Here is a 12,408-nt window from a genome sequence, read left to right as displayed (position 1 = left end):
TGCCCTGCACAACCCATTTTAACGCGCTAAAACATTTACTTTGGGTTAGACAGAACCTTAACCACAATATGGGACGTTCTTGACGTAGATCAACATTTGGGCCTTTTACGACGCGGTCTCTTTTCGCAACGTTTCCGAACACGAAACCACACATAGGACGACGCATGAACACGGTTTCCCGGCCGCGGTTCTGGGCAGCCCTCACCGCCGTGATATTTGCCCTTTGTGGCATTTATCTGACACTCGGCGGTGTCTGGCTCCTGAGCTATGGCGACACCCCTTATTACGCAGTCTGCGGTATTGCCCTTCTGGCGACCGCCTATCTCGTCTGGAGGGGCCGCGCGGCCGCCTTCTGGCTCTATACCCTGATCATTCTCGGCTCGCTCATCTGGGCGATCAGCGAAATCGGCATCGATTTCTGGTCGCTCGTGCCGCGCGGCGACGTCATCACCATTCTCGGCATCTGGCTGCTCCTGCCGTTCGTCAGCCGCCAGATCACCACGAGCCGCCTCGCCACCCTACCCCTGCTCGGCAGCGTCGTCCTTGCGCTGATTGTCGTGGTCGTGGCCTTCGTGCAGGATCCGGGTGACAAGGCGGGCAATCTGCCCACCGAAAAGATCGCCGCCGCTGGCAGCGATGCCGCCCAGGTGCCCGATGGCGACTGGCAGGCCTATGGCCGTACCCAGTATGGCGATCGCTTCTCCCCGCTCACCCAGATCAATGCCGACAATGTCAGCAAGCTCAAGGTTGCCTGGACCATGCGTACGGGCGACTTCAAGGGCCCGAACGACCCCGGTGAAGCCACCAACGAAGCGACACCGCTTGCCGTCAATGGCACGCTGTATTTCTGCTCGCTGCACCAGAAGCTGTGGGCCGTCGATGGCGCAACCGGCAAGACGAAGTGGGTGTTCGACCCCCATCTCTATGTCAATCCAGGCTTCCAGCATCTGACCTGCCGTGGCGTGACCTACCACAAATCCGATGCCAGCGCCGTCACGTCAGATGGCACGCCGGCCCCTGATGAGTGCCATGAGCGCCTGTTCCTGCCCGTCAATGATGGTCGCATGTTCGCTGTCGATGCCCAGACCGGCAAGGCCTGCCCGAGCTTCGGCAATAATGGCGAGATCGACCTGCGTACGCCTTACATGCCGTATGACCATGTTGGCGGCTACGAGCCGACCTCACCGCCTGTCGTAACAGACAAGGTCGTGATCGTTTCCGGGGCCGTGACCGACAACAACTCCACCAAGGAGCCCTCGGGCGTTACGCGTGCTTTCGACCTGTTCACAGGCAAGCTCGTCTGGGTGTTCGACCCCTCGAACCCCGACCCGAACGAAATGCCAAGCGGTGACCACAAATACGTCGCCAACTCGCCCAACTCGTGGATCACCGCGTCCTATGACGCCAATCTGGGCCTGGTCTATATCCCGACCGGCGTTCAGACCCCTGACCAGTGGGGCGGCAACCGCACCCCCGATGCCGAACGCTATGCGTCGTCCGTGCTCGCCCTGCACGCCGATACCGGCAAGCTGGCCTGGAGCTACCAGACCGTGCACCACGATCTGTGGGACATGGATCTTCCGGCCCAGATGAGCCTTGTGGATATCACCCAGAAGGACGGCACCGTTATTCCGGCCATCTACGCGCCGGCCAAGACGGGCAACATCTTCGTTCTCGACCGTCGCGACGGCAAGCTGATCGTGCCTGCACCCGAGCTTCCCGTGCCGCAGGAAGTGGTTAAGAGCGATCACGTTGCTCCCACACAGCCCTTCTCTGATCTGACGCTGCGCCCCAAGGCCCTGCTGACGGGCAAGGACATGTGGGGTGGCACCGTGTTCGATCAGCTGATCTGCCGCGTGGCATTCCATCAGCTCGACTACAAGGGCACGTTCACGGCACCGTCCGAGCGTGGCTCGCTGATCTTCCCGGGCAATCTGGGTATCTTCGAGTGGGGTGGTCTTGCTGTCGATCCGCAGCGTCAGATCGCCATCTCCAACCCGATCGCCCTGCCTTTCGTGTCGCGTCTGGTTCCCCGTGGTCCGGGTAACCCGCTCTGGCCCGAAAAGGACGCCAAGGGTTCGGGCGGCGAGACCGGCCTGCAGCACAACTATGGCGCACCCTATGCCATCATGCTGAGCCCGTTCCTGAACCCGATCACCACACGCATCGGTCTGCCGATCCCGTGCAAGCGTCCGCCGTGGGGCTACATGGCTGGTATCGATCTGCGCACCAACAAGGTGGTCTGGCAGCATCGCAATGGCACGCTGCGTGACAGCCTGTACAATAGCGCCCTGCCCATCCAGCTTCCGCCGCTCAAGGTTGGCGTGCCCAGCCTCGGTGGCCCGCTCACCACGGCCGGCAACGTCGCCTTCCTGACGTCCACGCTGGATTTCTACATCCGCGCATACAACGTCACGACGGGTGAAACCCTGTGGCAGGACCGTCTGCCCGCCGGTGGCCAGTCCACCCCGATGAGCTACTCTGCCAATGGCAAGCAGTACATCGTGACCTATGCCGGTGGTCACGGCTCTTTCGGCACGAAGATGGGCGATTACGTCATCGCCTACGCTCTGCCGAACTGATCCTTCCCGGTTTCGGAAACAGGAAAACCCGCCTTTTGGCGGGTTTTTTTGTGCCTGGCTTCAAAGGGCCTGCACGGCTCTTGCACAGAGACGAATAATGTCAGAGTGTTGCTGAAACCTCAGCCAAGGATTTCATCATGCTCCGTGGATTTCTCGCTCTGACCGTGCTGCTCGGCACAGCCGCAGCCCCTGTTGCCTACGCCAAGCCCTGCCGCGATGCGACCTCGGGCAAGTTCGTGAAATGCGAAAAGCCGAAGGCCGAGAAATGCCGCGATGCCAAGGGCAAGTTCACCAAGTGCAAGGCTGATGCCGCCTCCAAGGACGATAGCAAGACGACCGCACCCGCGACCCCCGCTGATGGGGCCCCTGGCAAGAACTGATTTAGGGGGCGGTCTCCGCCTCTCGCAGTTCGGGTTGTTCCATGTAAAAAAGGCCCGGGAGACCGGGCCTTTTTTCTTGATTGCCGTTCTACCCTGTCAAAATCAGGCCCGGGCTCGGGCCCGTATGGCCTGGGCCATTGCCTCAACCCCATTGCCACGGTTGGTCGAGAGCGCCTTCACCAGTCCCAGATCATGCAGGAATGTCGGGTCCGTCGCCTCGATCTCCGCCCGGTCACGCCCGGAATAGACGCGCAGCAGCAGAGCCACCAACCCATTCACGATGGCCGCATCGGACGCACCGGCGAAGAACAGGCGGCCATCTGACTCATGCGCCTCAAGCCAGACCTGGCTCTGGCAGCCGGGCACACGATGCCCATCATTCTGCCACTCAGCAGGAAAGGGCGGGAGGTTGCGCCCCATCTCGATGATGTATTCGTAGCGATCCATCCAGTCATCGAACAAGGCAAGTTCATCGCCGATCGACGCAATGGCCTCCGCCGCCGTGCCATCCACGGGCTGGACGAAAGGGAGATCCGTTACCGCGCCGCTCACAGGATGAACCTGCTCAGATCGCCCTTGCGGGCCAGAGGCGCAACGCGCTCCTGCACATCCTGCGCGGTAATCACCACAGTATCCCCGCTCCGGTCAGACGCCCTGAAGGAAACATCTTCCAGCAGGCGCTCCATGACCGTCGCAAGACGACGGGCACCGATATTCTCGACACGTTCATTGATATCCGCCGCCACTTCGGCGAGCGCATCCACCGCGCCGTCCTCAAAGGAGAGCGTAAGATTTTCGGTGCCAAGAAGAGAGACATATTGCTTGAGCAAAGAGTGCTCAGGCTCGAGCAGGATGCGCTTGAGGTCCTCACGTGTCAAACCAGCCAGCTCAACGCGAATAGGCAGACGCCCCTGCAACTCAGGCAGCAGGTCCGAGGGCTTTGCCAGATGAAAGGCCCCGGATGCGATGAACAGGATATGGTCGGTTTTCACCGGCCCGTATTTAGTGGTGACCGTCGTTCCCTCGATCAGCGGCAGAAGATCGCGCTGCACGCCCTCACGCGAGATATCGCCACCCCGTCCACCGCCTTCACCCGAGCGGGCGCAGACCTTGTCGATCTCATCGAGAAAGACGATGCCGTGATCCTGCGCATGACGCACTGCATCCTGGGTCAGTGCGTCGTTATCCACCAGCCGGTCGGCTTCCTCGCGGATCAGAAGCTGACGCGCGGCAGCGATCGTCAGGCGACGCTTCTGGGGGGAGCGGTTCATGAGGTTTTTCATGAGATCGCCAAAGGCAGCGGCATTCATGACCGTGCCACCCGCCATGTCGGGCATCTCACCCGCGCCCGGCTCACGCCCCACCTGAATCTCGATTTCCTTGTCCTCGAGTTCGCCATTACGAAGCATCTGGCGGAACTTGGTCTTGGTGTCCGCCGTGGCCCCTTCACCGACCAGCGCGTCGACAAGGCGGGATTCGGCGGCAAGCTCGGCCTTGGCATTCACGTCCTTGCGCCGGGCCTCACGCAGCATGGTGAGTGACACCTCGACCAGATCGCGCACGATGGATTCCACATCACGCCCGACATAGCCGACCTCGGTGAACTTGGTGGCCTCGACCTTCAGGAAAGGCGATTGTGCCAGACGCGCCAGACGGCGGGCGATCTCGGTCTTGCCGCAGCCGGTTGGCCCGATCATGAGGATATTCTTTGGCACGACCTCTTCACGCAACCCTTCGGGTAGTTGCGCACGGCGCCAGCGGTTGCGCATGGCAATAGCCACAGCCCGCTTGGCCTCGTTCTGACCGATAATGAAGCGATCAAGCTCGGAGACAATCTCACGCGGCGAGTAATTCGGAATTTCCATTACAGCGACTCTCCGCCCAGCAATTCCACCCGGACCGAATGATTGGTGTAGACGCAGATATCGCCCGCAATCTTCATCGCACGGCGGGCCACATCCTCGGCACTCAGCCCCTCGATATCGATGAGCGCACGCGCGGCCGAAAGCGCGTAATTGCCGCCGGAGCCGATCGCGATGATTCCGTCCTCAGGCTCAAGCACGTCGCCATTGCCGGTCAGTGTGAAGGAGCGATGGGCATCGGCCACCGCCATCATGGCCTCCAGCCGACGCAGATAGCGATCCGTGCGCCAGTCTTTCGCCAGATCGACACAGGCCCGTTCAAGCTGGTCGGGATAGCGCTCCAGCTTGGCTTCAAGGCGCTCGAGCAGGGTGAAGGCATCAGCTGTCGCCCCGGCAAACCCGGCGAGAATCGAATTCTTGGGCCCTATGCGCCGTACCTTGCGGGCATTGCCCTTGATGACCGTCTGGCCAAGCGTAACCTGCCCGTCACCCGCCATGGCCACCTGTCCGTCGCGACGAACGCAGAGGATGGTGGTGCCATGCCAGCCAACAGGGTCATGGGGGGAAGAGGAATGAGTGTGCATGCCTCTTCACATAAGCCCTGCGCGCAGAGAGACAAGCCCGCGCTATGCCCAGTTACGCAGCGTAGTGGCGATTGCCTGACGCAACTCCACCGGGGTAAAGGGCTTGCCCAGCACGAAAGCATCGGCAGGCAGGTTTTCGGGGTCGGCATAACCACTGACGTAAAGCACCGGCAGAGCGGGATATTTCTCCGCCAGGATGGCGCCGCATTCGCGGCCGCCCATGCCCGGCATCAGCAGATCGAGCACAACCAGATCGAAATGTTCACCCGTAGCCAGGCAGGCAATCACATCCTTGCCATCCGCAACGCTGATCACCTCATGACCGTCCTGCGAGAGAAACTGCGCCGTAACGAGCCGCACACCGGGTTCGTCATCAGCCAGCAGCACACGCAGCTTGCGCGGCCCCGAAACAGCCTCGACCGCCTCCTGCTGTGTCCCTGCCATCGCCTTGTGGCTGACAGGCAGAAGCATGATCATGCGCGTGCCTTCGCCCGGCGTGCTCTCGACACGGATATCTCCGCCGCTGCGCTGCAGGAACCCGTAGATGGTCGAAAGCCCCAGACCCGTGCCGCTCCCAAGGCCCTTCGTCGTGAAAAAAGGCTCGAAGATGCGGCGCGCGATTTCCGGCGGCATGCCGCAGCCCTGATCATCGACCGAGAGCACCACACGCTCGCCTTCAGGGGCATGAGCCTCATGGCTGAGCGCAATGCTGATGACACCGCCATCCGGCATGGCATCGCGGGCATTGATACAAAGGTTGAGCAGGGCCATTTCAAGTTGGCCTGAGTCACTCATCACGGAGGGCATGACCAGATCACGTGGCACGGCAGAGAGATCGATCGTACAGCGCCCCGTTTCGCCGCGCAGATCGCTCGACCGGCTCAGGCTCTGCACGATCAGGTCGTGCATGCTCCAGATCATCTCGACCAGATTGACAGGACGCAGCGCCATGGGTTTCGGCCGGCCGAATTCGAGCAGACGACGGGTCAGGACCGTACCGCGGCGGGCCGATTCAAGGGCATTGTCGAAGAGCTTGGTCACGGTCGGGTTTACTGCAGGCGTCATGTCCTGCAGCAATTCGAGCGAGCCCAGCATGGCGGTCAGCAGGTTGTTGAAGTCATGCGCAATCCCCCCGGCGAGTGTACCAAGAGCATGCATCTTGTCATCCTGACGCAGGCGCTCCTCCATGGCGAGGCGCTCAGTCACGTCGCGGTCGAGCATCATCTGCCAGCGCTGCGCGCTCGGGAAAGGGACACCCAGCGCATTGCGCGGCCAGGGCAGGGTCTGGCGCGTGATCTCGTGCCATCTCACCCCGTCAGCCGTATGCTCCGAAACCAGCCGCGAGACCTCGCCCTCGCTGCGGGTTTCCTCACGCATGGCGGCGATATCGGGCCGAAGGGCATCGTTGAACAGGGAGTCCTCAGCGATATCGCCCCTGCTATCTGGCGTGACTTCGACCTCGATATTGTGGCGCAGTACCGTGCCATCGGCCTCGGAAAACACGACATCCATCGGCACCGATTCCAGTGCGCCATGCAAAAGCACGCGCTCCATCATCAATGCCCGCTCGAGACGGTGATGGGCTGCAACCTCACGCACCATCGCGCGCAGTGAGTCGGATTCCCACGGCTTGTGGGCATAGAACTGGATCCTGCCCTGATTGAGGGCGGCAACCACGGCGGCCAGATCAGCATAGCCGGTCAGGAGAATCCCGCGCGCATCGGAATAGTCCCGCGCCTTGCTCAACATCACATCGCCCGTCATGTTGGGCATGCGCTGATCGGAGACAATCACCGCGATATCCGGTGACTTGCGCAGGAATTCGAGCGCCTCGAGCGGGTCTGTACTGGAGAGAATATCGAATTCATCTTCCAGCAGATCGGTCAGCGCGACCAGAATTTCGGCTTCATCATCCACCAGGAGGATACGGCTCCTCCCGAATGGTACGCTCATTTCGGTCCGTTTCATGCGCTGCGTCCTATCGTCACCGGTCCCGTAGGGGTAAGGCGCACCGGAACGGAGAGCGTGAAACAGGCCCCCACATCGCGTCCACCCTCGAGATTCGCGTCCTCTATATCAATCGTGCCGCCATGCGCCTCGATCACGCCATAGGCAATCGCCAGCCCCAGCCCTGTTCCCATACCGACAGGCTTGGTCGTGAAAAACGGCTCGAACACACGAGCGCGCAGGGCGGCGGGCACACCTGGTCCGTCATCTGCCACGCTGATCACATAATTTGCATCCGCCCCCTCCTGCTTCAGAACGGTCCGGATCACGATCTTGCCGCTCGGCGCCCCGGCCTCAAGCCCTTCTGCCTCGGCACGCGAGCGTATGGCATCGGCCGCGTTGCTGACGATATTCATGACCACCTGATGCAGGAGAGCCGGCTGGCAGACCAGCATGCGTGGGGCCGACAGATGGCGCTCCACTGTAATCTCGCGGCCGAATTTATGCGCTAGAAGGGCGAGCGCGGTGTCGATTGCCTCGACCACGTCAGTATCCTGAAAAGCGCTTTCATCGAGGCGTGAGAAACGCCTCAGGCTCAGCACCAGATTCTGGATGCGCTGCAGCCCCAGCCGCATCGCACCAATACGGCTCGAACATTTCTCGAGCAGCGCAAGCTGTGCTGGCAGAAGAGGCCCCTCGGACTCCGTGAGCCGCTGCAGGGCGCGCGCGATGGTTTCCTCATGCGCCAGAGTGAAAGCGAGCGGGTTGTTGATCTCGTGGGCAATGCCAGCCACGAGCTCGCCGAGCGAGGCCATCTTGGCTGTCTGCACCAGCTTCGCCTGTGTCTCGATCAGTCGCGCATTGGCATCGGCAAGTTCAGAATTGGCGTGGGCCAGCGCCTCGGCCATCGCGGCCTTGGCAGCAATGGCGCGGGCCTCGCTCTGCGCGGTCTGAAGCGCCACTTCGCGCACCTGACGCTTGATTTCCTGCTGCCTGATCTCGTCCTGAGCCAGCTTGCGACGCACAAGCACCCGGATGCGCAACGCTAGAACATCGGGGGCAATGTCGCTGGGTACCAGGTCATCCAGCCCTGCATCGAACAGATCTGCCGCAGAGTGACGCCTGAACCGGTCAGCATCGACAATGCCGAGAATCCGGAAGGATGTCCCTCCGGCCTCGAGCACATCCTGACGGCGCGCATCGAGACGGCGGCAGAAATTCACGCCATCGAGCAGGCGCGATGTGAGGTCGAGCACCAGACAATCCGGCCCCTCCTCGCCCCCAAGCCAGCCCCCGTGAATCAGCTCGCCCGAGGCGGTAACCGTGGTGACTGTATGGCCATCGCGCCAGAGCAGCTCCCCCAGAGACGCACCGGAGGAATCGCGCTCCCAATTGGCGTTATCACCCGGCTCGTCCTCGAAATCCTCGGTATGGGGGCTCGTGACGATAACGATACGCGCCCGGCGAAAACGTCCAGCCTCTTCGGCCTGAAGAAAATCCGAGCCCTCACGCAGCAGCGCACGGATGCGCAGCACCAGCAGGTCAGGATGGGCTGATTTGGAGATATAGGCATCCGCGCCGCTTTCGAGCCCTTCACGCTCCAGTCCGGGCCCGACATCCTCGGTCAGCATCAGGATGGGGATCGAGCGCGTCTGGGCGTTCATGCGGAACTGACGGGCCATCTGGCCGCCATTCATGCCAGGCAGGTGGTAGTCAGCCACCACCAGATCCGGCAGGCCGTCATCGAGGCAGGTCAGGGCTTCTTCACCGCTGGCCACGCGCCGGACGACAAACCCTGCCTCTTCAAGCAGAAGCGTAAGGGCTTGCGCCTGTATATCCGACTCCTCAACGAGAAGGATTGCGGGACGGGGCACATCTTGCAGGGTCATGAATGCACTGGTCTCATGAGTTTGCCGGAGTGATCAAGTTCGCCAGCGCCCTCAGGACGAAAAGAGTTCCTCTATCGTCTGGTGGCTGCAGAAATGGCGACATGTCGAAGGCTCATGCCATCTGGCCTGCTATGGGGTCCCTCACAACGCGGCATGTGCAGGTCGTGATGTTCATATGGATGCGAGGCCGCATCTCAGGCTGATCATTGCATTTCGCCGCGCTGGCAGCTACCTCAGGATCAGTCAACGTGGCCAGCCCTGACTGGACGCCACTTCATTCGTGCCCATCACGACAAGCTGGAAGCGCCCCATGGAAGTTTCGCCCCGCCCGCCCCTGTCACGCCTAGGCCAGCCGAGCGACGACCGCGAGCCCCGTGGCACAAACGGGCTTGGCACAGGCGGACGCAGCAGCAGCGGGCTTGCCGTCCTGCGCACGGCTTTCTGGGCTGTCTGCTACTTCGCCTTCTATTTCGCGCAGCAGGTGGCCGAGGTTCTGGCACCGCTTTGCCTCGTACTTGGCATTGGCTGGATGGCCCTGCCCAAGGCCCTTTCTGCCATCACCACCGGAACGGCCTCGACCGATCCTCAGGCGCAGGACGTCATGAACCATGTGGTCGGAAGCATTCCTGATCACCTCGCTATCGGCAGCCATGTCATGACAGCGAGCGGCCTTGTTTTTGATGGTTTCATGCTGATGGCCATTGCCGCCCTTGGTGCGACAGTCTCCGCTGTCGCCGCGCGCAACATGTAATGACGCGACCGGGGCTTTCATGATCCGGTTCTACAACGTCAGCTATCGCCATGCCCTCCGTCGCCGTCTGGCCGGGCAACGCCAGATGGCGCGCCCGGTCCTTGAGGGACTCGATTTTACCATCCAGCAAGGCAGCTTCTACTGGCTGACCGGCCCCTCCGGCGCGGGCAAGTCCAGCCTGCTTCGCCTCGCCCATGCCGAGACTCTGCCAGAGAGCGGTAAGGTCGAAATTCTCGGGGTCGCAACCGACCGGGCCAGCCGCCGCCAACTGGCGCAGATCAGGCAGCGCATCGGCTTCATCCCTCAGGATCTGCGCCTGCTTGGCGAACTGAACGTTTATGACAACATCGCCCTTCCTTTACGTCTGTCCGGCCAATCCGACAGCGCGATAAGGGGTGAGATCGGATCTATCCTCGACTGGCTCGATCTGGAGGCCAAATCGGGCAGCCTGCCTGATGAGCTTTCAGGGGGAGAGCGACAGCGCGTTGCCATCGCCCGTGCTCTTGTAACCCGCCCGGCCCTGCTACTGGCGGACGAACCGACCAATGCCCTTGCTGAGTCGCAAAGCTGGCAACTCATCGAGGCATTGAGGGCTCTGAGCCGCACAGGCACGACGGTCATCGTCGCCACGCATAACGAGTCGCTGCTGCGGACCATGCCGCTGCCCTGTATCAGCCTGCGTAACGGCCGCCTCGAAAAACCAGTCCCACCCCCGGTGATGCATCACCCTGAGACTCATGCCTCAGGCTCTGACACCTCCACTCATGGCGGCGACGACATTCGTCATTCCGATGACCATGCCACCTCTCCCTTCCTCTCCGCCACGCGCCCCCTGCGGGAACGGGATCGATGAGCCGCAAGCTCCCTGATGGGCTGCATCTGGGCCGGCGCGACCAGGGGCTGATACCCCTGATCGCTGCTGTGGCGGCAATCGCAGCCCTTGCACTCGGCGGCTGGAATGCGGCACGCGTTCTTTCTCGCGAATGGGACCACGGCGCCACCCGACAGGTCACGATTGAAATTCCGGATTTTACGGGCGATGCCGCAGACACAGCGCGCAAGCTGATTACCGTACTGAAGAGCGATCCCGGCATCGCCAGTGTCGAAATTCTGCCCGAAGCGAGGCTGCGCGATATCCTTCGCCCCTGGCTTGGCACGATGCAGGCCAGCCTGTCAGACCTGCCCGTCGTGCTCTCTATTACGCGGCGCAGCGATGGCCCCGTCACCGATCTGCCCGTCATACTGGATACGATCGCGCCCTCAGCCATCATCGAGGAAAATGCCCGCTGGGGCGAACGCCTGATGCTTCTTGGCCAGACTTTGCAGGCCTGTGCGTGGCTTGCCGTGTTGCTGGCCGGTTTTGCCACTGCTGGCGTGACCACACTTTCCGTGCGCATGACGCTGATTGCACGACGGCGCACTATTGAAATTCTTCACGGCCTCGGCGCCCGTGACGGGCTGATCGCACGACGCATCGCCTGGCGCAGTGCCCTGCTCGGGCTGAGCGGAGGGGTAATAGGCACGGCGCTCGGCGGGCTGATACTGGCCATACTCTATCATCTGCTGCTGCCCTTCATGGATCAGGCAGGCGCCGCTGCAACAACGTGGCCCCAGAGCTATGAACAATGGCTTGCCTTGTGGGCCGCCATACCTTCAGCCCTGCTACAGTCCCTCGCCTGTGTGCCGGTGCTCGTTGCTGTCCTCAGCTTCGTTGTGGCTCAGGGGACGGTGCGTCTATGGTTGCGCCGGCTGCCATGAGATTCTGGCTGGCCGTTCCGTTTCTGGTGTTCGTTCTGGCCCTCGTCTGGTGCGCAGGGTTCGCCTGGTTTTGCGTCGATGCGCTCCACCCGGTGTCCAATCCGGTACATTGCGACGGCATCGTTGCCCTGACCGGGGGGCGTGACCGTATCGAAACCTCGCTTCAGCTGCTGGACAAGGGGGTTGGGCACAAATTGCTAATCTCCGGGGTTGGGCCCCATGCCACACTCAGCCAGCTCAGCGAACATGCACCGATATCCCTGACACCCGAACTGGCGTCGCGCATCACACTGGGCAGGCGTGCGGTGTCTACCATCGGCAACGGGTCGGAAACGGCCCAGTGGGCCACGCAGAACCATATCCGTTCGCTGCTGGTCGTTACGGCGGGCTACCATATCCGGCGAGCTATGGTTGAAATCCATCGCGCCGCACCGGAGGTCGTGCTCCACCCCTACCCTGTCCGCTCACCGGCGCTGAGACGCAGCCCCAATCGCGCAACATTCAGCCTACTGCTGCACGAATACATCAAATGGATTGGCTCCCATCTGGGCCTCTCGCGGGGAGTCAATCTCACTCCCCAGTCATGAACCCATCCGGGTGAAAACCGATTCCGGCCCCGAATCCCGCGCGGTGCCGTTTCCCTCCTGCCACGTGA

At 61.9% G+C, this 12,408-nt stretch carries 11 protein-coding genes; 6 read left to right on the top strand and 5 right to left on the bottom strand.

Going from position 1 to position 12,408, the window contains the following annotated elements; all coding sequences use genetic code 11:
• The first annotated feature begins 164 nt into the window (after nucleotides 1-164).
• Nucleotides 165-2,582, top strand: coding sequence for a glucose/quinate/shikimate family membrane-bound PQQ-dependent dehydrogenase (locus ED655_RS05455; RefSeq protein ID WP_062164226.1), 2,418 nt, complete (start codon nucleotides 165-167; stop codon nucleotides 2,580-2,582).
• 137 nt (nucleotides 2,583-2,719) lie between these two features.
• Nucleotides 2,720-2,962: a hypothetical protein gene (locus ED655_RS05450; protein WP_062164225.1), complete on the top strand. Its 243-nt coding sequence runs from the start codon at nucleotides 2,720-2,722 to the stop codon at nucleotides 2,960-2,962.
• Between the two features lie 102 nt (nucleotides 2,963-3,064).
• On the opposite strand, the gene ED655_RS05445 is transcribed toward ED655_RS05450, so the two are convergent.
• Genes ED655_RS05445 through ED655_RS05425 form a run of 5 tightly spaced genes read right to left on the bottom strand, consistent with a single transcriptional unit; the run spans nucleotide 3,065 to nucleotide 9,244 of the window.
• A complete protein-coding gene (locus ED655_RS05445) occupies nucleotides 3,065-3,514 on the bottom strand; it encodes a SufE family protein (protein ID WP_062164224.1) in 450 nt (149 codons plus the stop codon).
• Nucleotides 3,511-4,827 carry an ATP-dependent protease ATPase subunit HslU gene (hslU, locus tag ED655_RS05440; RefSeq protein ID WP_062164223.1) on the bottom strand — a complete coding sequence of 439 codons (1,317 nt, stop codon included), beginning with the start codon at nucleotides 4,825-4,827 and terminating at the stop codon, nucleotides 3,511-3,513. The genes ED655_RS05445 and hslU overlap by 4 nt, the downstream gene beginning before the upstream one ends.
• On the bottom strand, nucleotides 4,827-5,408 hold the full coding sequence (hslV, locus tag ED655_RS05435) for an ATP-dependent protease subunit HslV (RefSeq protein WP_122039042.1): 582 nt from the start codon (nucleotides 5,406-5,408) through the stop codon (nucleotides 4,827-4,829). Before hslV ends, hslU begins: the two co-directional genes overlap by 1 nt.
• A 42-nt stretch (nucleotides 5,409-5,450) precedes the next feature.
• Nucleotides 5,451-7,376 (bottom strand): response regulator, encoded by a 1,926-nt coding sequence (locus ED655_RS05430; RefSeq protein ID WP_240993513.1) that lies wholly within the window; start codon nucleotides 7,374-7,376, stop codon nucleotides 5,451-5,453.
• Nucleotides 7,373-9,244 carry a response regulator gene (locus tag ED655_RS05425; RefSeq protein WP_122049300.1) on the bottom strand — a complete coding sequence of 624 codons (1,872 nt, stop codon included), beginning with the start codon at nucleotides 9,242-9,244 and terminating at the stop codon, nucleotides 7,373-7,375. Before ED655_RS05425 ends, ED655_RS05430 begins: the two co-directional genes overlap by 4 nt.
• 310 nt (nucleotides 9,245-9,554) lie before the next feature.
• Between ED655_RS05425 and ED655_RS05415 the strand changes: the two genes are divergently transcribed.
• The 4 genes from ED655_RS05415 to ED655_RS05400 are packed head-to-tail and all read left to right on the top strand — an operon-like array spanning nucleotide 9,555 to nucleotide 12,340.
• The gene (locus tag ED655_RS05415; RefSeq protein WP_122049298.1) at nucleotides 9,555-9,995 is read left to right on the top strand and encodes a hypothetical protein; all 441 of its coding nucleotides are present in this window, start codon (nucleotides 9,555-9,557) and stop codon (nucleotides 9,993-9,995) included.
• Nucleotides 9,996-10,014: 19 nt separating this feature from the next.
• Entirely contained in the window at nucleotides 10,015-10,848 is an 834-nt protein-coding gene (locus ED655_RS05410) for a cell division ATP-binding protein FtsE (RefSeq protein ID WP_122049297.1), read from the top strand.
• Nucleotides 10,845-11,753, top strand: coding sequence for a cell division protein FtsX (locus tag ED655_RS05405; protein ID WP_122049296.1), 909 nt, complete (start codon nucleotides 10,845-10,847; stop codon nucleotides 11,751-11,753). Before ED655_RS05410 ends, ED655_RS05405 begins: the two co-directional genes overlap by 4 nt.
• On the top strand, nucleotides 11,750-12,340 hold the full coding sequence (locus tag ED655_RS05400) for a YdcF family protein (RefSeq protein ID WP_122049342.1): 591 nt from the start codon (nucleotides 11,750-11,752) through the stop codon (nucleotides 12,338-12,340). The genes ED655_RS05405 and ED655_RS05400 overlap by 4 nt, the downstream gene beginning before the upstream one ends.
• The last annotated feature ends 68 nt before the right edge of the window (nucleotides 12,341-12,408 follow it).

Source organism: Asaia bogorensis, from assembly GCF_900465345.1.
GTDB lineage: Bacteria > Pseudomonadota > Alphaproteobacteria > Acetobacterales > Acetobacteraceae > Asaia > Asaia bogorensis_A.
This window is presented reverse-complemented; position numbering and strand designations above follow the sequence as displayed.

Excerpts from the sequence above, each read along its gene's own strand:
- ED655_RS05455 (WP_062164226.1), top strand. The coding sequence starts at position 165 with ATGAACACGGTTTCCCGGCCGCGGTTCTGGGCAGCCCTCACCGCCGTG.
- ED655_RS05450 (WP_062164225.1), top strand. The coding sequence starts at position 2,720 with ATGCTCCGTGGATTTCTCGCTCTGACCGTGCTGCTCGGCACAGCCGCA.
- hslU (WP_062164223.1), bottom strand. The coding sequence starts at position 4,827 with ATGGAAATTCCGAATTACTCGCCGCGTGAGATTGTCTCCGAGCTTGAT.
- hslV (WP_122039042.1), bottom strand. The coding sequence starts at position 5,408 with ATGCACACTCATTCCTCTTCCCCCCATGACCCTGTTGGCTGGCATGGC.
- ED655_RS05430 (WP_240993513.1), bottom strand. The coding sequence starts at position 7,376 with ATGAAACGGACCGAAATGAGCGTACCATTCGGGAGGAGCCGTATCCTC.
- ED655_RS05425 (WP_122049300.1), bottom strand. The coding sequence starts at position 9,244 with ATGACCCTGCAAGATGTGCCCCGTCCCGCAATCCTTCTCGTTGAGGAG.
- ED655_RS05415 (WP_122049298.1), top strand. The coding sequence starts at position 9,555 with ATGGAAGTTTCGCCCCGCCCGCCCCTGTCACGCCTAGGCCAGCCGAGC.
- ED655_RS05410 (WP_122049297.1), top strand. The coding sequence starts at position 10,015 with ATGATCCGGTTCTACAACGTCAGCTATCGCCATGCCCTCCGTCGCCGT.
- ED655_RS05405 (WP_122049296.1), top strand. The coding sequence starts at position 10,845 with ATGAGCCGCAAGCTCCCTGATGGGCTGCATCTGGGCCGGCGCGACCAG.
- ED655_RS05400 (WP_122049342.1), top strand. The coding sequence starts at position 11,750 with ATGAGATTCTGGCTGGCCGTTCCGTTTCTGGTGTTCGTTCTGGCCCTC.